At 49.5% G+C, this 24,611-nt stretch carries 24 protein-coding genes; 14 read left to right on the forward strand and 10 right to left on the reverse strand.

Annotation, left to right across the window (positions count from 1 at the left end):
- Positions 1–22: 22 nt before the first annotated feature.
- Entirely contained in the window at positions 23–1,606 is a 1,584-nt protein-coding gene (locus tag NG665_RS05155; protein WP_252672598.1) for a Na+/H+ antiporter NhaC family protein, read from the reverse strand.
- A 174-nt stretch (positions 1,607–1,780) separates the two neighbouring features.
- On the opposite strand from NG665_RS05155, the gene NG665_RS05160 reads away from it, so the two are divergent.
- A complete protein-coding gene (locus NG665_RS05160) occupies positions 1,781–2,026 on the forward strand; it encodes a type B 50S ribosomal protein L31 (protein WP_204423266.1) in 246 nt (81 codons plus the stop codon).
- A gap of 9 nt (positions 2,027–2,035) precedes the next feature.
- On the opposite strand, the gene NG665_RS05165 is transcribed toward NG665_RS05160, so the two are convergent.
- From NG665_RS05165 to NG665_RS05180, 4 genes are all read right to left on the reverse strand, one after another.
- Positions 2,036–2,968, reverse strand: a complete 933-nt coding sequence (locus NG665_RS05165; RefSeq protein WP_252672599.1) for an alpha/beta hydrolase fold domain-containing protein — start codon at positions 2,966–2,968, stop codon at positions 2,036–2,038.
- A gap of 62 nt (positions 2,969–3,030) precedes the next feature.
- Positions 3,031–3,381 (reverse strand): fluoride efflux transporter FluC, encoded by a 351-nt coding sequence (locus NG665_RS05170; RefSeq protein WP_252672600.1) that lies wholly within the window; start codon positions 3,379–3,381, stop codon positions 3,031–3,033.
- A complete protein-coding gene (locus NG665_RS05175; protein WP_252672601.1) occupies positions 3,378–3,764 on the reverse strand; it encodes a fluoride efflux transporter FluC in 387 nt (128 codons plus the stop codon). Before NG665_RS05175 ends, NG665_RS05170 begins: the two co-directional genes overlap by 4 nt.
- A complete protein-coding gene (locus NG665_RS05180) occupies positions 3,764–4,780 on the reverse strand; it encodes a diacylglycerol/lipid kinase family protein (protein ID WP_252672602.1) in 1,017 nt (338 codons plus the stop codon). Before NG665_RS05180 ends, NG665_RS05175 begins: the two co-directional genes overlap by 1 nt.
- A 174-nt stretch (positions 4,781–4,954) precedes the next feature.
- On the opposite strand from NG665_RS05180, the gene NG665_RS05185 reads away from it, so the two are divergent.
- Positions 4,955–5,404, forward strand: a complete 450-nt coding sequence (locus NG665_RS05185; protein ID WP_252672603.1) for a LytTR family DNA-binding domain-containing protein — start codon at positions 4,955–4,957, stop codon at positions 5,402–5,404.
- Between the two features lie 33 nt (positions 5,405–5,437).
- Positions 5,438–6,187: a DUF3021 family protein gene (locus NG665_RS05190; protein ID WP_252672604.1), complete on the forward strand. Its 750-nt coding sequence runs from the start codon at positions 5,438–5,440 to the stop codon at positions 6,185–6,187.
- Positions 6,188–6,271: 84 nt separating this feature from the next.
- Here NG665_RS05190 and NG665_RS05195 read toward each other — a convergent pair whose 3' ends face one another.
- Complete coding sequence (locus tag NG665_RS05195) at positions 6,272–7,330, reverse strand: hypothetical protein (RefSeq protein WP_252672605.1); 1,059 nt, start codon at positions 7,328–7,330, stop codon at positions 6,272–6,274.
- 271 nt (positions 7,331–7,601) lie between these two features.
- On the opposite strand from NG665_RS05195, the gene NG665_RS05200 reads away from it, so the two are divergent.
- The 4 genes from NG665_RS05200 (at position 7,602) to NG665_RS05215 (ending at position 11,891) form a co-directional block, all read left to right on the forward strand.
- Entirely contained in the window at positions 7,602–10,028 is a 2,427-nt protein-coding gene (locus NG665_RS05200; protein WP_252672606.1) for a fibronectin type III domain-containing protein, read from the forward strand.
- Positions 10,029–10,301: 273 nt separating this feature from the next.
- A complete protein-coding gene (locus tag NG665_RS05205) occupies positions 10,302–10,763 on the forward strand; it encodes a DUF1440 domain-containing protein (protein WP_252672607.1) in 462 nt (153 codons plus the stop codon).
- Positions 10,764–10,828: 65 nt separating this feature from the next.
- Positions 10,829–11,530: a Crp/Fnr family transcriptional regulator gene (locus tag NG665_RS05210; protein ID WP_252672608.1), complete on the forward strand. Its 702-nt coding sequence runs from the start codon at positions 10,829–10,831 to the stop codon at positions 11,528–11,530.
- Positions 11,523–11,891: a hypothetical protein gene (locus NG665_RS05215; RefSeq protein ID WP_252672609.1), complete on the forward strand. Its 369-nt coding sequence runs from the start codon at positions 11,523–11,525 to the stop codon at positions 11,889–11,891. The genes NG665_RS05210 and NG665_RS05215 overlap by 8 nt, the downstream gene beginning before the upstream one ends.
- Before the next feature lie 89 nt (positions 11,892–11,980).
- Here the strand turns inward: NG665_RS05215 and NG665_RS05220 are convergent, their stop codons facing one another.
- Both NG665_RS05220 and NG665_RS05225 read right to left on the reverse strand, forming a co-directional pair.
- Complete coding sequence (locus NG665_RS05220) at positions 11,981–12,745, reverse strand: ATP-binding cassette domain-containing protein (RefSeq protein ID WP_252672610.1); 765 nt, start codon at positions 12,743–12,745, stop codon at positions 11,981–11,983.
- Entirely contained in the window at positions 12,742–14,193 is a 1,452-nt protein-coding gene (locus NG665_RS05225) for an ABC transporter permease/substrate-binding protein (RefSeq protein ID WP_252672611.1), read from the reverse strand. The genes NG665_RS05220 and NG665_RS05225 overlap by 4 nt, the downstream gene beginning before the upstream one ends.
- Positions 14,194–14,544: 351 nt before the next feature.
- Between NG665_RS05225 and NG665_RS05230 the strand changes: the two genes are divergently transcribed.
- The 7 genes from NG665_RS05230 (at position 14,545) to NG665_RS05260 (ending at position 22,786) form a co-directional block, all read left to right on the forward strand.
- Entirely contained in the window at positions 14,545–16,233 is a 1,689-nt protein-coding gene (locus NG665_RS05230) for a SulP family inorganic anion transporter (RefSeq protein ID WP_252672612.1), read from the forward strand.
- A 200-nt stretch (positions 16,234–16,433) separates the two neighbouring features.
- The gene (locus tag NG665_RS05235) at positions 16,434–18,272 is read left to right on the forward strand and encodes a chloride channel protein (protein ID WP_252672613.1); all 1,839 of its coding nucleotides are present in this window, start codon (positions 16,434–16,436) and stop codon (positions 18,270–18,272) included.
- A gap of 261 nt (positions 18,273–18,533) precedes the next feature.
- Complete coding sequence (locus tag NG665_RS05240) at positions 18,534–19,445, forward strand: transporter substrate-binding domain-containing protein (RefSeq protein ID WP_252672614.1); 912 nt, start codon at positions 18,534–18,536, stop codon at positions 19,443–19,445.
- A complete protein-coding gene (locus NG665_RS05245) occupies positions 19,446–20,105 on the forward strand; it encodes an amino acid ABC transporter permease (protein ID WP_252672615.1) in 660 nt (219 codons plus the stop codon).
- Complete coding sequence (locus NG665_RS05250; RefSeq protein ID WP_252672616.1) at positions 20,086–20,793, forward strand: amino acid ABC transporter permease; 708 nt, start codon at positions 20,086–20,088, stop codon at positions 20,791–20,793. Before NG665_RS05245 ends, NG665_RS05250 begins: the two co-directional genes overlap by 20 nt.
- 10 nt (positions 20,794–20,803) lie before the next feature.
- Positions 20,804–21,580 carry an amino acid ABC transporter ATP-binding protein gene (locus tag NG665_RS05255; RefSeq protein WP_252672618.1) on the forward strand — a complete coding sequence of 259 codons (777 nt, stop codon included), beginning with the start codon at positions 20,804–20,806 and terminating at the stop codon, positions 21,578–21,580.
- Positions 21,581–22,030: 450 nt separating this feature from the next.
- Positions 22,031–22,786, forward strand: a complete 756-nt coding sequence (locus NG665_RS05260; protein WP_252672620.1) for a siderophore-interacting protein — start codon at positions 22,031–22,033, stop codon at positions 22,784–22,786.
- 117 nt (positions 22,787–22,903) lie between these two features.
- Here the strand turns inward: NG665_RS05260 and rsgA are convergent, their stop codons facing one another.
- Positions 22,904–23,566, reverse strand: a complete 663-nt coding sequence (rsgA, locus tag NG665_RS08795; protein ID WP_252672621.1) for a ribosome small subunit-dependent GTPase A — start codon at positions 23,564–23,566, stop codon at positions 22,904–22,906.
- A gap of 81 nt (positions 23,567–23,647) precedes the next feature.
- Positions 23,648–24,586, reverse strand: a complete 939-nt coding sequence (locus tag NG665_RS08800) for a phage portal protein (protein ID WP_252672623.1) — start codon at positions 24,584–24,586, stop codon at positions 23,648–23,650.
- Positions 24,587–24,611 lie beyond the last annotated feature (25 nt).

A 24,611-nucleotide genomic window follows, 5' to 3' on the forward strand; every position in this document is an offset into this window, starting at 1 on the left:
ATGGCTCAATTCTCTTTGGTTACTAGGCATTTTCCATATCTAACGGATAGATGCGTTGCAGGAGGGTTGCGATGATCATTAAGATCACAAGTGTTGCCCCCAGCCCGGCTAATCCTGAGCCAGTCAATGCGAATGTGACGTAACCCGAGAAGGCGGATGTAGCCCCGATTAGCGCATAGGGTAACTGGGTTGTTACGTGGGTAATATGGTTACACCCTGCTCCTGTTGAGGATAATATCGTCGTATCGGAAATTGGAGAGCAATGATCTCCCCATACGGCTCCAGCCAGCACTGCACCAAATGCAGGGATAAGAACTTCGGCTCCGCCTGGGACTGCCGCCAAAACATCACCTGCGATTGGCAAAAGAATTCCGAACGATCCCCACGATGTGCCGGTAGCAAATGCCATAGCTCCAGCTGCAACGAACATAATTGGCACGAGCCATTGAGCCGGTAGTGCAGCAGATGTTACAAGAGAGCCTACATATTGGCCCGTACCTAACTCTGAAATGAGTCCACCCAAAACCCAGGCGCTCAACAGGATCTCGATTGCTGGCAGCATAGATTTCGCGCCTTCGATAACCCCGTGCCTAAATATTCTTCTAGTAAATACCCGATCATCATGGGTGTAGCGCACATAGTAATACACGGCGGCAATTAATCCGCAAGCTCCCCCGATATTTAACGACAGTGCAACATCTGTATTAGCAAGAACCTCAAGAATCGATACCGAGCCTGAAGCTGCATAGCCGGTATAACCAATTCCGCCGATAACTCCCACCACTAGGATAACGAATGGAACTATCAGCGCTCGACGAGCACCAGGTTCATGCTTTGGCAGGTTGTCAGAAAGCTGCCCTGGAACCTGAACATCTGGATCATAGACTTCACCAGTGAGGCGTGCGCGTCGTTCCTCGTGACGCATCGGGCCGATGTTGAGATCAAAAGCTACGGTGAACCACAGTAACACCACTGCTGCGATCGCGTAGTAATTTAAGCCCGCTGAACGGATAAAAGCTCCAGCATCTGAAACATCTACCCCGACTGTGACGATAATCGGTGCCATTATGCCAATGATCGAAGCTCCCCATGAAGAAAACGGCGCAAGTACAGCCACTGGAGCTGAGGATGAATCGATAAGATAAGCTAATTTTGCTCGCGAAACGCGATGCTGATCGGCTACCGGACGCGCTACTTGACCGACTGCTAAAGCGTTGAAGTAATCATCGACGAAGATTGCCGTACCTAGTCCAGCCGCGAGTGATTGCGCACCGCGCCCGGTGTTAATCCGCTGCGCAGTCCATACGGAAAATGCAGAGGTGCCACCAGCCATGAGAACTAGCGATGTGATGATTCCTAAGACTAAGAGAAACAACACGATCAGTATGTAATAAGAGTTCACACTCCCTTGTTCACTATCCCAAAACAAGCCGGAAAATGTTTTCCAGATCAACACCACAGTTTGAACTGGTGAGCCATCTGCTGTTAAAAACGCAGCACTTACGATACCAGCAAACAAGGAGACTATGACCTTCTTCGTCCAGATCACCAATACAATCGCAACAATCGGCGGAACTAAGGTGAGAAATGGATATACCTCAATCATGGACGTCTCCTTTCAGTGATATTGAAACTAAACCTAATAGCACACGATTAGACCACACTATTACATTAAGATGCCAGCTAAATTTATCAAATGCTCACGGACTGAGACACGCACTATTGCGAATAGTTCTCATTATTGCTATAGTTCTTCAGTATTGCTAATAAGGAGGAACCTATGAAAAAAGGAATTCACCCGGACTATCATCCAGTCGTTTTCCGCGACCGTTCAGCAGATTATACGTTTTTAACTCGTTCTACGCTGACTTCCGAAAACACTATCGAGTGGGAAGATGGCAACACCTACCCAGTCATTGACATCGAAGTGTCTAGCGCCTCACATCCGTTCTATACCGGACAGCGCCGCATCCTCGATACTGCTGGCCAAGTCGAGAAGTTCAACCGTCGCTACGGTCGCAAATAATCTCTACAATTATCTACTACCGCGTGGCGCAATGGAATCAATCCATTGCGCCACGCGGTTAACTATCGTGCTAACTTCAGGCAACATTCGTGAATATTGCAAAAACGCATGCATAAGGCCTGGAAGTTCAACATACTCAGCCCGAACACTGTCATGCTCTAAACGCAATGCCAACTCCCGAGAATCATCTCGAAGTGGATCATATTCACAACCAACAATGAAAGCTTGCGGAAAACCCGTCAAATGACCGTCAAGAAAATTTAGCACGTCCCTACTTTGCCCTTTAGGTAAAATAGCTTCTTCATATCCACGCAAGTCTGCGCGTGTCATCGAAGGATCCAATGCCCCAAACTGTGCTAGCGACTGTGAATCTTCTAAACCGTATGCTCCATAGAACAAAACCAACCCGCTTATCTGCGCACTCATCGCATCGGTGCTACCGCCGTCGTCGCGTGAAAGCGGTTGTGACAAAGCTCGAAACACTTGCATCATTAAAGTTGCGCCACAACTATCGCCCATCAGCACCAAGCGCGAAAACCGTGGCGCCACTGCACGAACCACACTCGAAACCTCCTGAACCTGGGTAGGATATTTCGCCTGCGGAGCAAGAGAGTAATTCACCGAATAGACCGGGCACTGGCAACGAGCACTGATCATCCGCAACAATCGGTCGTGAGTGGAACTATGTCCAACAATCCAACCGCCACCATGGGCGTAGACAATCGCGTGCCCGCAATTAAAGTCCTGCCCGTATAACGTCACTGAAACACGGTTACTACCAGCGAAAGTTTGGTGTACTGATACCCGCGGCCCACCGTCGTTCCACCATCGCAGTTTCATTGCATAGCCCTGACGTATCTGCTCAAGAGTTTGGTTTGGACAGTTCAGTTCCCGACGAATCTCATCCTTGCGTTGTAGAACCTGACGCATCCGATTATGCATAGCGTTACCTTCTGCCTAGATCACCACAAATACTTAATGTCATCAACCATGCACTGTAAGCATTACCCCGATACGAGAACAATTCCTAGACCAGCAGCTAGAGCGCAGAGCACACACATTGCACCGCCATAGATCAATCCATATATCAGTCGCTTTGCAAGTAATAGGTTGCCAACTTCAACACTAGCGGTACTAAATGTAGTAAAACCGCCGCATAGGCCCAGGCCCAAAACAGCACTCCACATCGGATCGAGCTCGGCTGCTACGATCAGGCCCAATATGAACGACCCAAGGACGTTGATCACTGCCGTAGAAAATGGATTGGGCGAACAGATCGCTTTTTTAATTCCAGTGTCAAGCCAATATCGTGCAACAGCTCCGCAGCCGCCAGCAATTCCTATGAAAACAATCATCGCCGGCCTGCCTTTGCTCCCAAGGTAAGACCGCACATAGCTGCGCCGATTCCCAAGAACAACTGTAATCCTGCAAAACCCAGTGCCCAGATTATCTGTGTTGCCGCTAGGCCAACAATATCGAGGCTGAAGGTTGAATAGGTTGTCAAACCTCCTAAGAGACCTGTTGTCAGGAAGAGACGTGTTTGGTCACTGACATTTGACCATGAGTGGCTGTGATTGATCTGGCCGGTGAACCAGCCCAACAAAAAACTGCCCACGATGTTGATGAAAAAGACGGGCCATAGGTTGGTATCGGGGAATATCCATAGGACTGTCCAGCGGATGACAACCCCGAGGAAGGCTCCAGCGAAGATACAGGCAGATAACCTCAATGCACGCATTAGTTCTCCCCTAACGGCAATCTGGCTAGCGTCAGTGCATGGGGCATGGTTTTGATATGAACTTTTTGGCTTTCACACACTATTCCGTCGACATTCCATAATAGCGGCTCGCCGTCACTGCGTTCGACGTCGATCTCGTGGACTTGCGCCATGTGTGCTTCGGGTTTGGTGATGTGCCGGCCAAACCGATAATCACTTAGGAGGCGAGCAAAGCGCATCAGTCCCATTTGATCGGCATAGAACAAATCAGCAACCGAATCGTCTAACAACGCCTGTGGCAGCGGTTGATACCCGCCGCCATACATTCGACCGTTTCCTACCACGAAGGCGATACATGATTGGTCGACAATGACTCGTTGACCGGAGATGTCGAGATACTCGAAGTGAAGTGGAACCGATTTTCGCCGAAGCAACGTTCGCATGACACCAGCAACGTATGCACTGCTGCCTAGCATGCGCATGCGACGCTGGATACGCATCGCCGCGTGGAGGACTTCGGTATCATAACCTAAGGAAAAAACATTAACTGAGTATTGGTCGTTGACTTTGAGAACGTCAATTGGCGAAAATTGACTATGTTTCGTTTGTGCCACAAGCTCTAGGGCTTGGCGATGCCGAACATCGCCCTGATACAAACTGCGCGCAAAATCATTTCCGGTTCCAGCCGGGATAACGCCAAACGCACACCCTTTGCCTACTAAGGCACTGGCTACCTCATTAACCGAACCATCGCCACCTGCAACGTAGCAAACACCTTGGTCACCCCAAAATCTATCCCATTCGAGAGCTAGCTCGCGGACATGATCGGGGCCGCGGGTCAGCGAAATTGTCACCTGCCCTGATTCCGGGCGAGAATCCCCGAGTCGAGTATGGGTCGCATGAGGGTAGTGGCGCAAGATTTCTTGGGTTAAGGCGTGCGCTCTGCCCTTTCCCGCTCCTCGACTCAAAATAAATCGAATATATGGGCGATGCTCACTAAAATGCACCGGCGGTGAAGAAAAAGGCGAGTGATCCATAATTGGGAGTTTATCGAGATTAGTGCCGTTGCCACATTGAAGATGACGTGGTGCTCTTCACTTTCGCACTGCCGGTTAGCTGGCGAAAGCAACCGACTAGGCATCTGAGAGGCTATAGGCAATGCAGATACACTATAACTATAACCAGTAGGTTTATTCTCGGAAAGAAAAGTGATGAAATTTTCCTTGACTATCGATCACACACTTGACGAAGCGACGGTTGACGTCACAACACCTTTTATTGACGCTACAGTGACGGCAATTGAAGAACTTGCCCGAGGCACCAAAAACTCTGACGGCGCTAATGTTATCGGTGTTCGGGACAACGAAGCCCACATTTTTACTCCACAAGAGTGCTTTGCCTTCTTCACCAAGGATCGTAGCGTGTGGGTGAGCACCGACCTGGGCTACTGGCAGGTGAAGAAACGCCTATATGAACTAGAAAGCGGGCTACCACGAACTAGCTTCATTCGAATCTCGCAATCAGAGATCGTCAATATTGCCGCGATATCGCATCTAGATTTTTCTGTCACCGGCACGATCCGAGTCCATCTCCACAACGGCATGCACTTTTTCGTTTCTCGGCGCCAACTATCTGCGTTCAAGCGCAGTTTAGGAATTTAGAAATACAGATTCAGCATTTAAGGATAAACAATAGTGAAAAAGAATTTGTTCATGGCACTAGCTATTGCCGGGCTGTGTGGCATTGGATTAGGGGTCAGTTCCGAGCTACTCATCGCGGCAATAACTGGGACGGATTACGCTCCGGGGACTCCCGGTTTCATTGCACAGTTCGATTCTGAGATCACCGCTATCGCGCTTCAACGCTTTTTCTATGCCCTCTACGCTATCGTGGCCTACGCAACTATCGGCCTGCTGAAAACAACCAACTGGACACCGCTGGCCAAGCTCTCTGTTCACGGTACTGTGATGGCAGTAGTTGGTGCAGTGATCGGGTTTATAGCGCATTGGTGGCCAACTGTGCTTGCCGGCCTGGGATTCTTCGTTTTCGTGCTAACGAGCTATATGCTGTTCTGGATCGGATATCTGGTTCTCACGAACTACCGGATAGCTATAGTTAATCGACACTTGCATGCTCGGTTCTCACTTCCAAAGAGCCTGGAATTCTTCGAGCCATTGGAGCCAATCATCACTGCACGCGACTTCACTGCCGAACTCATTGCTTTCAAAGAACGCGAAAAACCCGACCTATTTATCGTCAAAGAAAGCATGGAGCCACTCGTTGAGTTCAATGGGCAACGCTATCGCGCCCTGCTCGAACACCCGCGCGTCATCTCAACTTCATCTGTGCTGGTGACCGCACTAAGTTTTATTACCGCGTTCAACTTTGGCTTCAAATACGTCTACTTTCATCCGGTCGATGATAACGACGTCGTCATCTATTAGTAAGGATGCCTCGTGTAGGTAATTGTAGTTCGGCATTACAAGGGCCGATGTTGCTCGACGGCAACACCAATTAAAGTAATGCTTTCAACGGTTATCTTCAGGCAATGGATGTAGTTGGATATAGGCTTGCCGATAGGCATCCTCGCGAGCTTTGATCGCAGTTTCGAGTGAATCTTCACCACGTATACCCCAAAGACCAACGGCAAGCTTTCCGTCCATCATCTCCCAAAGTTTAACGGAGAGTTGTGGCATACAAGCCATAGAAGTACCGTAAACTAGCCAGTTCACCATCAAAAAACCGAGCGGATCTGTGATATCGATGTGCGGAACAAGTCGTTCGAAGGCTGTAGCTACAGTTTGCTGACCTTGCGGGGAAAGCCATACAATTTCGTCTACCTTTGGGTAAGAGAGTTCACCAAAAGTTCGATAAGTAACTGATGTTATTGCTAATGCAATCATAGAAACCGCAAGGGCTGGACTACCTTCAGGAGCATTGTGTGCAAGATGAGAAGCAATATTTTGCAAATCATCTTCTTCACCTAACCAACGCCAGTCAAGTACTCCCAACAACATGTACCATCCGGCGTAATTCCACGGATCACGCTCTTGCCAAAGTTCGGCCCACTCAAGAACTTTCTTACGATCAAATATTCGAGTAGGACCTTGCCCCAATACGAGAGGATGCGGATCAGTGGGGTCAAGCTGTGCCGCTTGCAAAGCTAATCTCATAGCAATACGAGAATAGTCTTCGAACCCCTCTCCGCCTTCTTCAGTTACCGTATCGATGGTTCCATACCCGCGATATTCACCAGAAACCCAAACTGCAGCTTGGATTGCGCCGAGCAATGAAGCTATCGAACCGTGGGCTTGGGCAGCTGCGAGATGTTCTGGAGGAACCGGCTTGATTAAAAAATGGAAATCGATAAGAAATCGGGGACGATCCAGGCCAACAAGTGAGTTATAAATGCTATCTACTGCATCAAAATCTCCAGCCATCCATGCTTGTGCGGCTTGTTTTGCGCCCAGATCAAAGAAGTCATCTTGATGCCGAGTTAGTGGTGGCAGTGCATCAAGCAAAGCCCTGATTTCCTGCTCACGTGCTTGATATTCTGGACTCTTACGACGCCACCCAAATATAGCCACAGTCTTTCTCTTCCCTGCTTAGACTAAATTAGACTCAACAACTCTAATATAATTTAGCCTTCGATGTTTTACCTCCGTAGCGTGTTTGAATCGTCAACCAATAAGATTCATCGCGCTACCTAACGGCTACGTCTGTTAGTAAAGCTCATCATAACGAGACATTTTCGTCCTAGTAAAATAAACTCTTCATCGGCGTAGGTCAGGTTAGGCTAACCTTATCTACGCGAATTAGTATTCACCCTAATCCGTGATTCATTCAAAGGAGAAAGTAATGTCCGTACGGCTACGCAAGACTAGCCAAAGCCTGATGCGCACTGGTCTGGCACTAGCAGCAACTGGCGCTTTGCTATTTAATCCTCATATTGCTCCAGCATATGCAGCAGATACATCTACTGGATCTACAACTGCAATTGTTGTACCAGTGCCGTCTACAGACCATCCACAGGCCGCACAAAACGTCGTCGTCACTGTCGAAGGCAACCAAGTTAACGTAAGTTGGCAACGCCCAGCTACTTTCCGTGGAGAATTCCGTGTTTCCTTAATGGAAGGTAGACAAACTCTTATTGCTCGGAATGTGCGAGCTACTACGGTCGAATTTGGACCGGACCAAGTAAAAGCAGGGCATACCTATTACATTGCCATCCACGCACTCGATAATTGGGGTATTGACCCGCTCCCCGGTTCTGGAGTTCTCTCAGATAGCTTCACAATTGCCCAGTCCCCTTCAACAGATCCTGCAACTCCCCCAGACAATAACACCACGGCGCCCGATGATGAAGGCAGCACGCCAGAAAACGGAAGCGACACTGATTCAGAGACTACGCCATCCGTACAAGCTCCTTCGATTCCAAAGAACTTAACTATTCGCTTACTTTCCGGTGACACCACCGCAGTTGAAGCTTTCTGGTTTGAGCCGACCGACGGCGGACCCATCACGGGCTATGAGGCAAATCTGGTGGGATCTGATGATACCTCACGCCTTGCCACCGTTGATATGAGCGCACCTTTGCCAGAATATTGGAAATTCACTGACTTAACTCCTGGCGTGAGCTACCAGATCCAAGTACGTGCGCAAAACGCTGGCGGTTGGGGTGAATGGAGTCCACTGTCTGACCCTGTTCTCATTCCAGCTGATCAAGAAGCATTCAAAATGCAGATCGACGAATCTGGTTTTGGCGCCTTTGTCCATCCCAACGGACACGTAGCGACGGTGAGCTGGGCACCAACGGGTAACGAACCGGAGCACGCTGTCTATCTCATTCGTATCGAATGCGTCAAAGCATGCGGTGCTAACTTCAAGAGCCATATTAAGCAATACTATGCTCACGATGATCTAACCAACTGGAAGATCGAGAACCTACCCGCCGGTGTTTACCATGCCCAAATCAAGCTCATTAATGGAAATCAGTCGTCACAGACTCTGACCTCTGATGCATTTACCATTGGGAACCCCACGGAAATCGCCGATCCTCAGCTCGTCGTATCACCAACTACAGATATAGATCCGGCAAAGCCCACCACGTTCACAGTCACTGGCACTGGATACCTCGGTGACGGTGCTACCCTAGGCGTTTACGTGGTTATTGCAGACACCTCCGCATGGACTCCAGGTACTACTCCTGATGTCAATCGGATTAAAGACTACAAATTTTACACTCATGTTCCTGCGTCCCATATCGTCAATGGTCAGTTCAGCTCCACCTTCGATGTTTCAGCACATACATTTGAGCCAGGCAAGCAGTATTTCGTTGCCACAATGGCAGCACATGCGCTGTCTGTTGTGGATCGCTCCTTGGATCAACGAGTGGATCTGACACTCAAAGAAGAAGTTGCTCCGCAACCTGAGCAACCCGACGTCGTCGATCCGGATCCGGAACCAGACACCGGTGATACCACACCAGACACACCAAACACCGGTGATACCACACCAGACACACCAAACACCGGCGATACCACACCAGACACGCCAAACACCGGTGATACCACACCAGACACGCCAAACACCGGCGATACCACACCAGACACGCCAAACACCGGCGATACCACACCAGACACACCAAACACCGGTGATACCACACCAGACACGCCAAACACCGGCGATACCACACCAGACAAGCCGGAAACTGAATCCCCAGAATCTGGTGATAGTGAAAATCCAGCTGTGAGCGTCGAAGCTTTCGAAAATGGCAAGCCCGTCAATTCCTTCATTCACGGCACACCAACCGTAGTGGAATTCGTCTTCAGCAATGCTCGCGAAGGCTCGACGTGGAAGGTGGAATTACGCTCTGATCCTATTTCACTGGGAACTGTCACAGTTAAGGACGGTCGAGCAAAGCTCACAATCAGTGCAGAAACTGCTGCTAAGTTCGTTGCCGGTATGCACAGTTTGGAGTTTAGTGAAGTTGGCGTCGATAACCCTGCAAGCTTCAAACTTCCATGGGTGGTCAAAGCTGCCAAGACAATCACACCCGGAGTGCAGACAAACCACAAAGACGGCAAACACAACGAAAAGTCCACCACGGATAAGAACGCTGAGCAAACAAATACAACAAAAGCCGATAACACTAAGGACATGGCCACAACTCCATCTTCAACTCTGGCACGCACTGGTGTGGAGACCATTGCACTCGCCTTGTTGAGTCTTACGTTGGTAGTTGCTGGCGTAGCTGCACGTAGTTCTCGCAAGTTCCACAGCTAATTTCGAGCTAAAAGAAATGTGGCCGATCCAAAACGATCGGCCACATTCTCTTGTCTCTATTGCCCCACCAGTTCAACCTTTATACGACCATTCCAAGCTATGACAAATATTTTCGCTTAATATTCCCGCCAAACGCTATGAACCAGGGATCTAAAATCTTCATCGACGCAAACTATCCTTATGTATTTTAGATTACTGAACTGTGCACACAAGCCGCGTACTTTGAAAATGGGCATGAACGTCACGCCCATTATTTAAATAAGGAAGTTTATTATGAATACTCATACCTCTAACCACAATCCTATCTCGCCGCGACTTATCTCCTATATTACAGCTGGAGGTATCGGAGGAATTGCCGGCGGTCTCGTTTTTGGAATGATGATGTCGATGATGGGAATGTTGCCCATGATCGCTGGGATGATCGGATCAGAATCTCCGGTCATCGGTTTCGCACTACATATGGTGATATCTGTTGCCTTCGGTCTGCTCGCTGGTGGCCTTTCGGCGTTCATACCTGCACAAACGTTGGGACAACGGATTATCTTTGCTATAGGTCTAGGAGTAGCTCTTTGGATTATCGGTCCTTTAACAACAATGCCTCTTATGATGGGCCAGCCTATCTTCCAAATTGGGCAGGTAGCAATGATGTCGCTTATGGGTCACATTATTTACGCAATGATCACTGTATTTACAGCTAAAGCTTTTCTGCCTTATTTGGCAAGCAAGACAGCATGACCTACCCTTGTAGTGTGAATAACCCACACAGCAACAGAACAAGTTCTACTTCCGAAATTAGCGATATGCATTCGCATAGTGACCAATTCCAACCATGTTTGCGTGAAGTAGATCTTTTTACCCAAATTCCGCAGGAAGAGTTAATTGAGTTTAACCGTATCCTGCCGCGCAAAACTTTTACTGCTGGTCATATTATCTACGATCCACTTCGCCCAGAGGTAACGTTATTTATTGTCAAGACTGGCCGAGTAAGAATTTTCCAAATAAATCCCAATGGGAAAACATTCACCTTAGCAATCTATAGACCGGGTGACATTTTTGGGAATATGCCCATTATCGGGCAGTATCTTAGCTCTAGCTATGCAGAAGCAATTGAAGAATCTACGCTATGCCAGCTCAGTATGGCTGACGTGGAATCATATTTCTTGGCAGATCTTCGTATTTCGCAAGAGCTTACTCGTATCTTGGCAAAACGCGTAACTGATTTGGAGAACCGGCTCAGTGATATGGCGCTTCGGCCTCTTGCTCAGCGCTTGGCTTCACTTCTGCTAACAACCGGACAACCGTCGTCTATCCCGTGGAAAAATCATTTGACAGTGACGATGACCCATGAACAATTAGCAAGTTTGGCTGGCTCGACCAGAGAAGCTGTCAGTAAAACTCTGGCCGACTTAGCACGTCGCGGAATGATCACCCAGAAACGTGGTTCGATTATTTTGCTCCAACCCAAACAACTTCAAATTTTTAAGGACGTTCTCGATGAATAGCACCAAACTTATTGCCGTCTACAATGCCCATGGTGGTTTCCAGGGTGAACTTACCTACCTTATGGGCAAGATTATGGGTAAAACCCAGTGCGCGTTATGCGATATTACCCATGGTTTAAATCCCTTGGGGAAAAGCTCATGGAAGCAAGCCGCATCAGCAGCCCCGCTACCTCTTGAGACTGTTCATTTAAATGAGATGGATGCTCGTACGGCACGAGTTATGGCAACAACTAATGCTCCGGCAATTATTATGTTGAGCGACGAAGCAGACTACGAACTGGTGAACACTGCAGAAATCGAAGAGTGCGCCAAGGACCCGCAACGTCTGCTTGACTTGATTAATTCAAAGATTAACGCTTAAGGTGCCGTGGTAGGTCTTTACCACCACGGCACCAACGAAGGTATTGAAATTATCGGAGCTAATCGGCCAGATTCACGTCGATGAGCACATCAGTGATTGATCAACGTGCGCACGTACTCAGTTGTTCCGTGGTTAGCAACTTCATCTGGAGTATCGTATTGCTCGATAGCCCCGTCTTTGAGAACCAGAACCTTAGAACCAAGTTTGAGTGCCTCAGCAGTATCGTGAGTGACGAATAAACAGGTCAGTTCTTCTTGTGCGACGATGTCGACAATCTCATCTTGGAGCGATCTGCGAGTAATTTCATCGACTGCCCCAAAGGGCTCGTCCATCAACAAAATCCGCGGACGCCCAGCAATCGAGCGCGCTATCCCAACTCGCTGAGCTTGTCCACCAGATAGTTGGGCAGGCATTCGGTCCAACAGTTCCGGATCGAGACCCGCGATCTTGATGGCTCGTTCAATATCTGCTTTAATTTCTTCTTTTGAGGCACCAGAAATCTTTGGGACATAGCCGATATTTTGCGCCACGCTTAGGTGCGGGAAAAGGACCGAACCTTGAACTGCGTAGCCGATGCTACGGCGCAATTTGACTAATTCGTTAGTAGCGGGAGCAGGGGTTGCAACTTTCGTTCCATCAACCATGATGGTCCCGCTATCTGGAGCCACGAGCCCATTGACCATTTTCAAGAGCGTAGACTTCCCACTACCGGACTCTCCCAAGATCGTCAGAAACTCTCCCTTTTTTACGGATAGCGAAAGCGATTCAATAATGGTTTTATCTCCGTAGGATTTTTTTACGTCGTCAAAACTAATCATGATTTCGCTGCCCTCATTGGGCTGGTGTGTCGTCATTTTGCGGTCCCTTTCGTCTGCTCTAACGTGGCAAGGAAGTCTCGAGCTACCTCAGCTGGAGTAGCTCCATTGTTCTCAACTCGAGAGTTCATTGAAATCATTGCTTCTTCGTCAATCGTTCCTTCTAGGCTCTCTAGAATCTCACGCAGTTGTGGATACATGCGTAGGACGTCACCGCGAATAACGTTCATGCAGTCATAGGCTGGGTAGAAACCGAGGTTGTCTTCCAACACCGTCAATCCAGAATCAGCCAATTCACCATCAGTTGTAAAGATCGGCATCGCCTGTATCTGCCCACTACGCATAGCTTCGTACTTCAAACCAACATCAATATCTTTGGTGCTGCCAAATTCGATACGGTAGGCTGCGGTAAGCCCGTTATATCCATCAAGCCGCTCAAAGAAATCTGGTTCCGCCCCGAAAACTAACTGGTCTGCGATAGGAGCAAGATCCGAAATAGTTTTCAGATTGTACTGCTTGGCGAGTTCATCAGGTACCGCTATACCATAGGTATTTTGGAACCCGTATGAGGTAATCCACTCCATGTCATAGTCATTTTGATACTGCTCAACCAGCTTGGGGAAATCGGCTTGCGCGTAGTTGCTATCATGCTTTAACACTGCAGCCCATCCGGTTCCAGTGTATTCAGGGTAGATATCGAAATCACCCTTCTCCATGCCAGGATGGATATTGGACGTGCCACCGCCTACGCCTTGAGTAATCTGCACCTTCAGGTCAGTTTCAGCCTCAATCTTTTGCTTTAAAATCTCACCGATAATGTATTGTTCCGTCATAGGTTTGGTAGCGATGTGAATAGTAGTACCACTTTGTTGAACGCCCACAACCACCACTGGCACAAGCAGAGCAGCCAAGAACGTGGTTCCTAGCGCAGAAACAGCGACCCGATTACGCTTAGCACCCGGTGCAAGAAGTTTTGCAAACAAGCCGATTAAAGCATCTGAGACAAGCGCGAGGATAGCAATGAGTAAACTTCCTGCCACCGTCATAGCAGTGTTATTTAAGGTAATACCGCGATAGATCGCAACGCCTAGGCCACCAGCACCAACAAAGGACGCAATACCGGCAAGCGCGATTGTCATAACAACCATATTCCGCAGTCCCGAAACAATCACGGGCAACGCTAGCGGCATCTTAATTTTCCACAGCAGTTGCCGGCGAGTAGAGCCCATTCCGCGCGCGGCTTCCACGAGCAAAGGATCGACGTTCGTCAATCCGGTATAGGTTGCTCGAACCATGGGAAGCAAACCGTAAATGGTCAAAGCGATAATGGCGGTGGTATTGCCGATACCGGTTAGTGGAATCAAAAAACCGAGCATCGAGATCGACGGAATGGTGTAAACAAAATTTGCCGTACCCATTACGATGCCACTGGCTTGTTTACGCTCAGCAGCACCGACGCCGAGGCTGATTCCGATGATGCAGGCCATGATTATGGAGATCGAACATATCAGGAGGTGCTGAAGGAATAGCTCGAAGAAAAACGAGTGTCTAGTCCATAATAATTGGATAATTTCACCCACGAGAGTGACCGCGCTTTCTAAATATACCTATGATTGTCATGCCTAGATAAAGTTTAAACTATCATTGCGTAAAAACCTATGCTGCACACGATAAAAATGAGCAGACCATGTTGATCTAATCGATTGAGCTACCCTATTGTTAATTGAGTTCTTTAGTATTTTTTGGGATAATGTACAATGTTCTAGGCATCCGTAGTAGTCGTAGTTTGCACAGTAACCCACTTTATTTTACGTCGCTCCGTAGCGCCTGAAAGCACCTTGTTTCTTAAGCTCAAAGGTCGTGATCTTTCGTTGCATTTTTCCACCGTTACTAGACATCTACATTCCCTACTACCTACGAAAGATGACTACCTCCACGCAAACCTCAAACACGATTTGATCGCGGGGCTAACAGTTGGCATCGTTGCCCTCCCCCTCGCCCTCGCATTCGGAGTTTCTTCCGGGGTCGGGGCAGCTGCCGGACTAGTCACAGCCATTATTGCTGGGCTCATTGCCGCTATCTTCGGTGGATCACATGTTCAAGTCTCTGGGCCAACCGGGGCAATGGTCGTCATTCTAGCCCCGATTGTTGCCGAACATGGCGCAAATTCCATCGTGCTTCTTTCTCTTATGGCTGGTGGCATAGTTTTAGCTCTGGGCTTGTTGGGGCTCGGCCGAGCCGTTTCGCTTATTCCGTGGTCTGTAGTCGAAGGCTTTACGTTAGGAATTGCCACACTTATCGCCCTACAGCAAATACCGCTAGCGATGGGCACAAGAATTCCAGCAGGCGTCAAATCACTTCGTGGTGCGTATCTCGCCGTCGTTGACGCGAACTGGACAGTTTCGGTGTTCACTCTCGCAATTGTTGGGATAACGATGCTGATCATTATTGGTTCTTCGCGGATCTCTGCGACGTTCCCGGCCTCTTTGGTTGCAGTTATCGTCGTCTCGGTAATTACCTACATCGCAAAATTAACCATACCGACTATCGGCGCCCTTCCAGATTCACTACCTGCACCGAGATTGCCACTGATTCGTTGGGATTTGCTCAGTGAACTTGCTCCAGCTGCATGTGCAGTTGCGCTCTTGGCTGCGATTGAATCATTACTTTCGGCCCGTGTTGCTGCTGGGATGCCTGGGCAAGGTTCTTATGCTCCTGATCGCGAACTGGTGGGTCAAGGTTTAGCTTCTATCGGATCAGGATTGTTTGGCGGAATGCCGGCAACCGGAGCCATTGCACGAACCGCCGTCAATGTGAAATCTGGAGCAACAAGCCGATTATCTGCGGTCACCCACTCAATTCTCCTCGCTGCAATCGTGTACTTCGCAGCTGGCCTAGTCAGTCATATTCCGTTAGCTGCCTTAGCTGGAGTGTTGCTTGTTACTGCGGTACGCATGGTATCTTTCGCGACGATTCGCCAAGTTACTGGCTCAACTCGAGGAGATCGGCTTATTTTCTGGACGACGGCGTTTATCACGGTCGTTTTCGATCTTGTAGCAGCTATCGCCTTCGGCGTCGTCATTGCTATTCTTTGGGCAATGTACCAACTATCGCGACTATCTGGTGTTGTTCAGTTGACGTTACCGGGTGAGAAAATGAAGAACGACGAACGAATCGTCTATTTCCGTCTTGATGGTTCGATGTTCTTTGGCGCTGCTGAGCGCATTGTCACCGAATTAGCTACGGTGCCTCAATCTGTTGAAGTCGTTATTTTATCTATGTCTCACGTTGGGATTTTAGATGCTTCTGGAGCTAAGCACCTCGCTGAGGTGGTTATCGAGCTGAACCGACGCGGTATTACGACGATGATCAAGGGCTTACGTCCAGAGCACGTACGGGCGGCACAGAATGTGGGTGTGATTACTTCGCTTACGTCTCCGGAATATTTATTTGACTCTATAGATGATGCCACTGAGGCTGCACGTGAGCTTATTGCACAACACGTTGCTGCAGAACAGGGTTCTTGAGAAGAGTTTGTGTTCCGTTGCTCATGTCTGCTAACTCACGCTAAATCCGTATCGCGCACATTAATGCGGAAAAACGTTGGTTGGTCTGCTATTGCAGCGCAAAGGCTCATCGTCGTGGGAGCCAACGACACCGTGGGTAGGTGTATCCTAAACATGATCAGACTCGTCTTTTAACAGTATCTGAAAGCCTACCTGACAGTATGAAGTCCTTTACGAAAATCTTGGGTTCCCATCGTTCAACGTTAGCTGTCATCGCCGCAGTGATTGGCGCCGTCGTCGGTTTAGCTTCTGTCGTATTCCATTATTGTATCGAGGGCTGGACCTATCTGATGACCGGCTACTCCGACTATTCCGCACATGCGGGCGCAAGCCACGGCTTTTTAGGGTGGGGCGCATGGTTTGTTATTCTCACTCCTGCGATCTCCGGATTTTTGTATGGCCCGATGATTACGAAGTGGGCACCTTCAGCGCGCGGCCACGGTATTCCCGAGGTCATGTTAGCGGTCAAGCGTAAAGGCGGGAAAATTCCTGGCGCTGTTGCAGTAGTGAAAATTATTGCCTCGGCCTTAACCTTAGGCGGCGGTGGCTCAGTTGGACGCGAAGGCCCAATTGTTCAAGTCGGAGCAGCCCTAGGTTCATCGATCGCTAATAAGTTACATTTGACTACCCGCCAAGTCGTGCTCTTTGTGGGCTGTGGTTGTGCTGCCGGTATTGCTGCTACCTTCAACGCTCCCCTAGCTGGCGCAGTGTTTGCACTGGAACTTATTTTGATTAACTTCACCGCCGAGACTTTCGGCATGTGCGTGATCGCAGCGGTTGCGTCCTCGCTGGTTGGGCATGCCTTCTTAGACGACGTCCCCGTCGTCGCTATTCCCTACGTATTGCGCGTCGGCAATAGCATTGACTTCATCTTGATTATTCTCATCGGTTTTATCGCAGCCCTAGCCGGCCTCGGATTTTCAAAGATCTTGTATGCGGTAGAAGATGTCATCGACTCCGTCTATCACCTACCAGAATGGGCCCGCCCCGGCATTGGCGGTATCGCAATCGGCGTCATGCTCTATTTCTTGCCGGAAATGTATGGCTCGGGATATCCGATTCAACTTGACGCGCTCGAAGGAAAATACGCTATCGGATTCTTGCTACTTTTAGCCCTCATGCGTGCACTATTTACTGCCACAACCATCGGTATCGGTGGTTCCGGTGGTGTTTTTGCCCCCACCCTTTTCATCGGTGCGATGGTCGGTTCTGCTTTCGGTCAGGCAATTGCGCCACTGACAAGCACTTCCGCCTCAGTTTTCGGTGTCATCGGAATGGGAGCAGCGTTTGCTGGCGCTGCCCGCGCCCCCATGACTGGCGTTCTGATCATTATCGAAATGACCGGACAGTATTCATTAATTATGCCGATGATGCTAGCTGTGGTGGTAGCTACCGCCACCAGCCGGTTCTTAACCCGTAAGACGATCTACACAACCAAGCTCATCCGGCGCGGCGACATTCTCGACGATCCGGTTGACAACACCTTAGTTGGACGCGTCCCAGCCGCAAAGCTCATGACGCCGGTACCTGCTACGGTCACTACTTCTGCAACGATTCGCGAAGCAAACCACGTCCTTGTTCGCACCCAAGGAACACGGATACCAGTTACTGACGACGACGGAAAATACGTCGGCTGTTTCACCGCGTTAATCTGGGCGCATGTATCGACTGAGGGAATCTCGCCAGATACCCCGCTGTCCGCCATCGATTTAGACCATACCTATATCACGCCCGAGATGCTCCCAACCCAGGTTCTTTCGTCACTTATCGACAACAACGCTTCGGCCGTCGTCGTCATTAACGACGATGAAACAATTGCCGGATGGGTAACCCAACGTGACTTGGTACGCCTGATCCATAAGCAACAGCGTGCTGCGCTGTCTGCTATCGAAAACGAATCATCGTTCGGCTCGCGCTGGTTGATGAAACATCCACAGGGATTGCGACCACGCCGGATCGAGAGCATACGAGCACGTAGCAGGCGTAAGAAGAATCAATGACACTGCCTGACGGCGGCTAACCATCTGTGGTGAAGTAGCGCACTTTCTACTGCACAACTCATGTAGTTGAAGATCAAAGTAATATCCTGATGCTATGGGTTTTATCGCGATAACGACGTGCTGTACGTGTTGTGACACGTACAGTCTCGCGGTCTCCCCTAGCACGCTTATATAGCGTTGCGTATTTTCCTATGTACCGATTGAGGCTGAGCTAGGCCTCTCGGTAGTCCTTCTCAGCCTGCTGTTTTGAGAAGGAATCTCATGAATAACAACATTGTTAGAAACCACCGTAGCCGCAGTTTCGTTCTCACAACCATTAGTGCTCTGATGATGCTCCTAGTTGCCTGCTCTCCTAGCATTACTTCAACACCGCTTCCACAGCAAGGCTCACCTTCTAGTGAGGTCTCACCTGCCAACTCCACCAACTTTCGTAGCCTAAAAGAAATTCAAGACTCCGCAACGATACGCATCGGCATTTTCTCCGATAAAGCACCGTTTGGATCGGTGAACTCTGAAGGTGAATACGTGGGATATGACGTAGAATTTGGCAAACGGATCGGACAAGACCTAGGTGTTGACGTCGAATGGGTTCCAGTCGAAGCCGCATCACGCGTCGAATTCCTTGAATCTGGAAAAGTAGATATAATTCTCGCTAACTTCACTGTCACTAATGAGCGAGCAGAAAAAGTAGATTTTGCCGACCCTTACATGAAAGTGGCGCTGGGTGTCGCCACTCCGCAAAATAACCCCTTAACTGTCGCGAAAGACATCGATAAGCGCAACGTCGTCGTCGTTAAAGGAACCACCGCCGATACATTCCTTGCCAAAAATTATCCGAACCTTAAGGTCACCAAGTTTGAGCAGTACACTGAAGTGACAAACGCACTTGCAGACGGCCGCGCGGACGCTTGGGTAACTGACAATACTGAAGCGCTTGCCTGGACTGGTCAAACATCTGATTGGGTCACGTCGATCGATAATTTTGGCGAGGAGTCCTATATCGCTCCTGCAGTTAGCAAGGGCAACACCGAATTGCGCACCTGGTTGAATAACGAGCTGGATGCTCTTGCTCCCGAAAAGTTCTTCCACAAGGCTTTTGAATCGACGTTGCGCCCGGTGTATGGCACTGCCGTAGATCCTGATTCGCTCGTTGTTGAGGGCGGCGAACGCTAGATGGATATCGCAGTTTTAGAGCAGTGGCTGCCTTTCTACGTACAAGCGGCCCTGCTCACCCTGCGCATTGGTGTGATCGGCACTGCGTTAGCGTTCGTGGTGGGTCTCATCTGTGAGTCCCTTCGAGAGCTGCGCGTGCCGGTCATCGGCCAGATAGTGACAGGCTACGTTGAAATTTCCCGTAATACGCCCCTGCTTGTCCAACTCTTCTTCCTCTATTTTGGACTACCTAAGCTGGGTATTGTGCTCGACGGGGAGAGTGCAGCAATTATTGGTTTAACCTTCCTCGGTGGCTCTTACATGATCGAAGCTCTGCGATCGGGTTTCGGATCGGTGACAAAGGTGCAGCGAGAATCGGCGCTTGCATTGGGGATGAAACGTCAAGAGGTTATTCGATACGTTGTTTTACCTCAAGCCCTCGCATACGCTCTGCCCGCACTCATGGCTAACGTTATATTTTTAATTAAAGAAACATCGGTGGTGAGCGTTGTCGCGCTTCCTGATCTGGTCTACGTTGCCAAAGAGCAAATCGGTAATACGTACACGACGAATGAGGCCCTTGCACTACTTGTAGTTTCGTATGCGGTTATCCTCGTGCCGATCGTCTTACTTGCAGTGGGGCTGGAAAGGAGGGTTCGCCATGGGCTTGTGGGCAAGTGAATTTATAACACAAGTTAATGCCAGCGTTCTTTTTGAAGGTTCAAACTTTGTCCGGCTTTTGAGCGGATTGTGGGTATCGCTACGGATCGCACTCATTGCAATGGCAGGCAGTATCGCACTCGGTATCCCGCTCGGTATCGCAATGACTTCTAAGCACACATGGGTTCGGTTTATTCTCAAAGTGTATGTGGAGGCGATGCGCCTCATGCCACAAATCGTCGTGCTTTTTATTGTGTTCTTCTCCCTCGCCCGCGATTTTAACCTTAATCTTTCCGGGGAGGTCGCAGCGATTTTCGCTTTTATCCTTTGGGGTTCGGCGGAGATGGGCGATCTAGTGCGCGCAGCGATTCGTGCGGTTCCTGCGCATCAGTATGAATCGGCGCTTGCGTTGGGTCTTCGGCCGATGCAGGTCCATTATTATGTGGTGATTGCGCAAGCTGTGCGCTCACTTCTTCCCACCACAGTTAATCTCACTACCCGCATGATTAAAACCACCTCGCTGGTAGCCCTTATCGGAGTAGTTGAAGTACTCAAAGTAGGCCAGCAAATCATCGACGCTAATCGGTTTGAACATCCGGGGGCTGCGTTGTGGGTCTACGGCACAATTTTCGTTCTTTATTTTCTCGTCTGCTTCCCTATCGCGTGGTTTTCGCGACGACTCGAACACAGATGGGGGCACGTTTCTTGATGGAGGAGTTATGAATACTATTGAGTCGACGACGGCGGTTCGGTTGCGCAACGTCACCAAGACTTACGATAACGCAGTGCGCGCGCTGCAAGACGTCAGCCTTGAGGTATTGCGTGGTGAAGTAGTGGCGATTATCGGACCGTCGGGCTGCGGTAAATCGACGCTACTGCGCACGATTAATGGATTAGAGAAGATCGATTCAGGGAGTATCGAAATCAACGGCACTACTGTTAGTTCAGAAAAAGTGCGGTGGGAGGAGGTGCGCCAAGATGTAGGTATGGTGTTTCAAAGCTATGATCTTTTTGGCCATCTTAGCGTCTTGGATAATCTTATGCTCGCACCACGAGTTGTGCGGGGAAAGGATCGCGCGCTGGTACGGGAACAAGCTTTAGCTCTGCTAGCGCGCGTGGGACTAGCTGACCGCGCAGATTCCTATCCGCGCCAACTCTCTGGTGGGCAAAAGCAACGCGTGGCGATCGTGCGCGCGCTGATGATGGATCCCCATGTCCTTCTTCTCGATGAGGTAACTGCTTCGCTTGACCCAGAAATGGTTCGCGAAGTTCTCGACGTCATTATCGATCTTGCTCATGATGGAATGACGATGTTGCTCGTCACCCATGAGATGGCTTTTGCCCGCGCAATAGCTGACCGCGTCATATTTATGGATCACGGGCGTATCAAAGAGGTGGCACGCGCAGAGAAATTCTTTACCGATCCTGGTAGCCAACGAGCTCGACAATTCCTCGATACGTTTATTTTCCAAGGGAAAAATCCGCCGAAAAGCTGAGGAGTGTACTAGGCGCTACCAACAGCCTTCGTTCGATATCCTAACTAATCCAATGCTCTACGTAAGCGATTAATCCTACCAATGCACCTAGGGACATACCTATATACAGCCACCAGTTACTTCCAGAAGCATAGATTTGGGAATATTCATCGTTTTCGTTTTTGAAACCATGTTTGTTCTTTGACGCCATCGTCTACTCCTCAACTTCGTTAGTGCCAATACCACGCATCTTACCGCTGGTTCTTAAACCACTTTATGTGCTGATTTCTATTCGCTTCATTTTAACATATGCCAGAACTATGGAGACCCTCAAACTGAATAATGAGCTTACTATATGCTTAGGTTAGGCTAACCTTGGCTAGTAGATCTAAATGTGTCAAAATTAGCTGTGGGCACCGAAATTAGCTGTGTGGCACCGAACTCGCACTCAACTGCTTAGGAGGTAGAACAATGGGCAAAGGCGTTTACGGGGCAATCATGAAAATGTTGCGGGCAGAAAATCTTCCCTGCACTGTGACTAAGGTATGGATGCTCAGTCCGACGATGAAGGCCGTGCGGGTCTCCTCACCGGATTTTATTCGTACCCACCGACCTGCGGAAGGTGAATATTTACGTTGTTGGTTCCCGCATCCAGATAGACCTGCGAAAGAATCGATGCGTGGATACACCTTGACCGATGTCGACTATGAGACTGGGGAATTCACGCTATTGTTTCTGCTTCACCAGCCAGCCGGACCAGCTAGTTCCTGGGTAGGCAATGCCAAAGTTGGCGACAGTTTCGATGCCTCGTATTATGGCTCAGCACCTTTTGCAATCCCCCAACCAGCCCCGAAAGGGTTTGTGTTCATCGCCGATGCTGCTGGCATCCCCTACGTCAACGCGATGATCGACCAACTTGCAGAGAAGTTCCCGGTTAAAATATGGATGCTTGATTGGCATCCCAGCGACCATGAGATCCCAATCCACAGCCACCGAAATCTCACCGTAGATTGGGTAGAACCCAACGCGGTTGCTCTCTTAGAAAAAGCACAGCAATTCTCCTGGGATGGATGGTTCCCGCATCTGATTTGCGAGGCGAAAATTCTTTTGAAAACCCGGCGCTACCTACTTAAAGAGGTAGGCATTTCTAAAGACCTCATGCATGCGCAGGCATACTGGATCAAGGGCAAAGCTATGGGCAGTGACCGAGACACTGACGCCAGTTGAAGGAGGCGTAATGGGGTTACGTCAAGGTTTCGACATCGTCGAGAACTTGACATAAACATACAGAAACACGCTCGACACCTAACCTAACTGGATCGAAAACCCAGCTACGCCAGTGTTTTATAAAGGTAAGGCGTATAGAAAGAGAATCAACACCGGATAGACTACTCTTAAAGAAATCTTCAGACGATACCGATCCAGCCGCGCTGCGTCCAAGGCGCCCTCCTCGATTGCCGCGTGCACCGCACAATCTGGCTCAACCGTGTGGGTACAGTCCGAGAAAAAGCACCCGTGCGCAACATCCAAGATATCGCTGAAAACACGTGCGATTGATTCTTCATCTTCGACGACGGCGATCTCGCGTACACCAGGCGAATCAATCAAAATTAATCCATTATGAGTGTGTAGTGTCCGGCGCGTAGTTTTATGCCGGCCTTTACCATCACCTTCACGCACCTGCTCGGTAGCTAAAACAGCGCCGGTAAGCAGGTTAATCATCGTAGATTTTCCAGCACCTGAGCGACCAAAGACTACGGCAGTCTTTCCACTGCCAAGCGCATTGATTAACTCAGTAAAACTTTGCGAATCATCTTGGGTGGTAACAAAAACCTGATCAACTACTGTAGCGACGCTCTCCAAAGTACGCTTAGCTTCGGCGTCATCCACTAAATCTGACTTTATTGCCACTAACCAGGCCTCTACCCCGTTCTGCCGAGGCACCGCATACCCATCCATCCGCGACTTGTAATCCCCACGCAAGAGCCCCTCGAGGTTGAACTTCACCTAGACCTGTGGTTTCTCACGGTCACTCAGGAGAGTTTTAGTAATGGCTTGTTCCCAGCGGATAACCCACGGATCAAGCGTCTACTTCACAAACTCCAATGACTGCTGTTCGATGTTAGAGAAGCTGGATTTTTCGAGGTCTCCGACCATGTGTGGTGGGATGCAGAAGATACGCGCGATTTCATTGATCTGAAACTTCCGTGTCTCCAAAAACTGCGCCTGCTCAGGAGAGACAGAAATAGGCGTGTATTTCATGCCCTCTTCCAACACCGCGATCTTGTTACCATTCCTCGCGCCGCCAAAGGTGGACTGCCAGGAATCGCGAACGCGGGCCGGATCCTTAATCGTGCCTGGGTGTTCGAGCACACCACCCGGAGCCGCACCATTAGCAAAAAAGCTCGCCCCATAGTCCTCGGTAGCCTGAGCTAAGCCGATGGCGTTCTTGGCCATCGCAATCGGCGAATACCCAACCAACTCATCAAAACCCAGACCAGGAATATGCAACACGTCCCGCGCGTCAAGGGTGAAGTTTTCGAACCTACCCGTTGGTTCATCCCACGTGCGTTGATACTCGTAATACAACCGTCCAGCCTCATCACGGCCAACTGTCATTCGGCTTGGCATGAGCGGATACAGGCCGATGACCTCATCGGGGCCGTTTCTGAGCACTTGAGCAAACGCGTTACCCCACAACAACAAGTGCGTCATGAGAGTTTCACGGAAAACAAAGGATGTCATCTCCGGGTTCGGCTCATCATGCAACAACCTATAAAGCGGATGATCCAGTGCCTTCGCCTTCGCACCATCAGAACTCTGCTGGTAAACATGCAACGACAGACCAGCAATAGCTTCGGCCAAAATCCGCACACAACTGTAGACGGCGGTCATCTGCATCGCGCTGCGCTCCGTCACCGGACGGCCCGACGAGGTCGCCCCGAAGAAAAAGCTGTAGCCAGAGCTGATCGCGTGATCGTCAGCGGTGCGGGTAGTGTCGCCACGCAACCAGTCAAAAAGTCCCATGTAACTTCACTTCCGTTCTGATTAA

Origin of the sequence: Arcanobacterium pinnipediorum (assembly GCF_023973165.1) — a bacterium.
GTDB classification, from domain to species: Bacteria; Actinomycetota; Actinomycetes; order Actinomycetales; family Actinomycetaceae; genus Arcanobacterium; species Arcanobacterium pinnipediorum.

Coding starts and splice junctions, on each gene's coding strand:
- NG665_RS05205 (WP_252672607.1), top strand. CDS start 10,302: ATGAATACTCATACCTCTAACCACAATCCTATCTCGCCGCGACTTATC.
- NG665_RS05245 (WP_252672615.1), top strand. CDS start 19,446: ATGGATATCGCAGTTTTAGAGCAGTGGCTGCCTTTCTACGTACAAGCG.
- NG665_RS05255 (WP_252672618.1), top strand. CDS start 20,804: ATGAATACTATTGAGTCGACGACGGCGGTTCGGTTGCGCAACGTCACC.
- NG665_RS05260 (WP_252672620.1), top strand. CDS start 22,031: ATGGGCAAAGGCGTTTACGGGGCAATCATGAAAATGTTGCGGGCAGAA.
- NG665_RS05250 (WP_252672616.1), top strand. CDS start 20,086: ATGGGCTTGTGGGCAAGTGAATTTATAACACAAGTTAATGCCAGCGTT.
- NG665_RS05170 (WP_252672600.1), bottom strand. CDS start 3,381: ATGATTGTTTTCATAGGAATTGCTGGCGGCTGCGGAGCTGTTGCACGA.
- NG665_RS05235 (WP_252672613.1), top strand. CDS start 16,434: ATGAAGTCCTTTACGAAAATCTTGGGTTCCCATCGTTCAACGTTAGCT.
- NG665_RS08800 (WP_252672623.1), bottom strand. CDS start 24,586: ATGGGACTTTTTGACTGGTTGCGTGGCGACACTACCCGCACCGCTGAC.
- NG665_RS05240 (WP_252672614.1), top strand. CDS start 18,534: ATGAATAACAACATTGTTAGAAACCACCGTAGCCGCAGTTTCGTTCTC.
- NG665_RS05200 (WP_252672606.1), top strand. CDS start 7,602: ATGTCCGTACGGCTACGCAAGACTAGCCAAAGCCTGATGCGCACTGGT.
- NG665_RS05210 (WP_252672608.1), top strand. CDS start 10,829: ATGCATTCGCATAGTGACCAATTCCAACCATGTTTGCGTGAAGTAGAT.
- NG665_RS05175 (WP_252672601.1), bottom strand. CDS start 3,764: ATGCGTGCATTGAGGTTATCTGCCTGTATCTTCGCTGGAGCCTTCCTC.
- NG665_RS05155 (WP_252672598.1), bottom strand. CDS start 1,606: ATGATTGAGGTATATCCATTTCTCACCTTAGTTCCGCCGATTGTTGCG.
- NG665_RS05215 (WP_252672609.1), top strand. CDS start 11,523: ATGAATAGCACCAAACTTATTGCCGTCTACAATGCCCATGGTGGTTTC.
- NG665_RS05225 (WP_252672611.1), bottom strand. CDS start 14,193: ATGGCCTGCATCATCGGAATCAGCCTCGGCGTCGGTGCTGCTGAGCGT.
- NG665_RS05180 (WP_252672602.1), bottom strand. CDS start 4,780: ATGGATCACTCGCCTTTTTCTTCACCGCCGGTGCATTTTAGTGAGCAT.
- NG665_RS05165 (WP_252672599.1), bottom strand. CDS start 2,968: ATGCATAATCGGATGCGTCAGGTTCTACAACGCAAGGATGAGATTCGT.
- NG665_RS05185 (WP_252672603.1), top strand. CDS start 4,955: ATGAAATTTTCCTTGACTATCGATCACACACTTGACGAAGCGACGGTT.
- NG665_RS05160 (WP_204423266.1), top strand. CDS start 1,781: ATGAAAAAAGGAATTCACCCGGACTATCATCCAGTCGTTTTCCGCGAC.
- NG665_RS05220 (WP_252672610.1), bottom strand. CDS start 12,745: ATGACGACACACCAGCCCAATGAGGGCAGCGAAATCATGATTAGTTTT.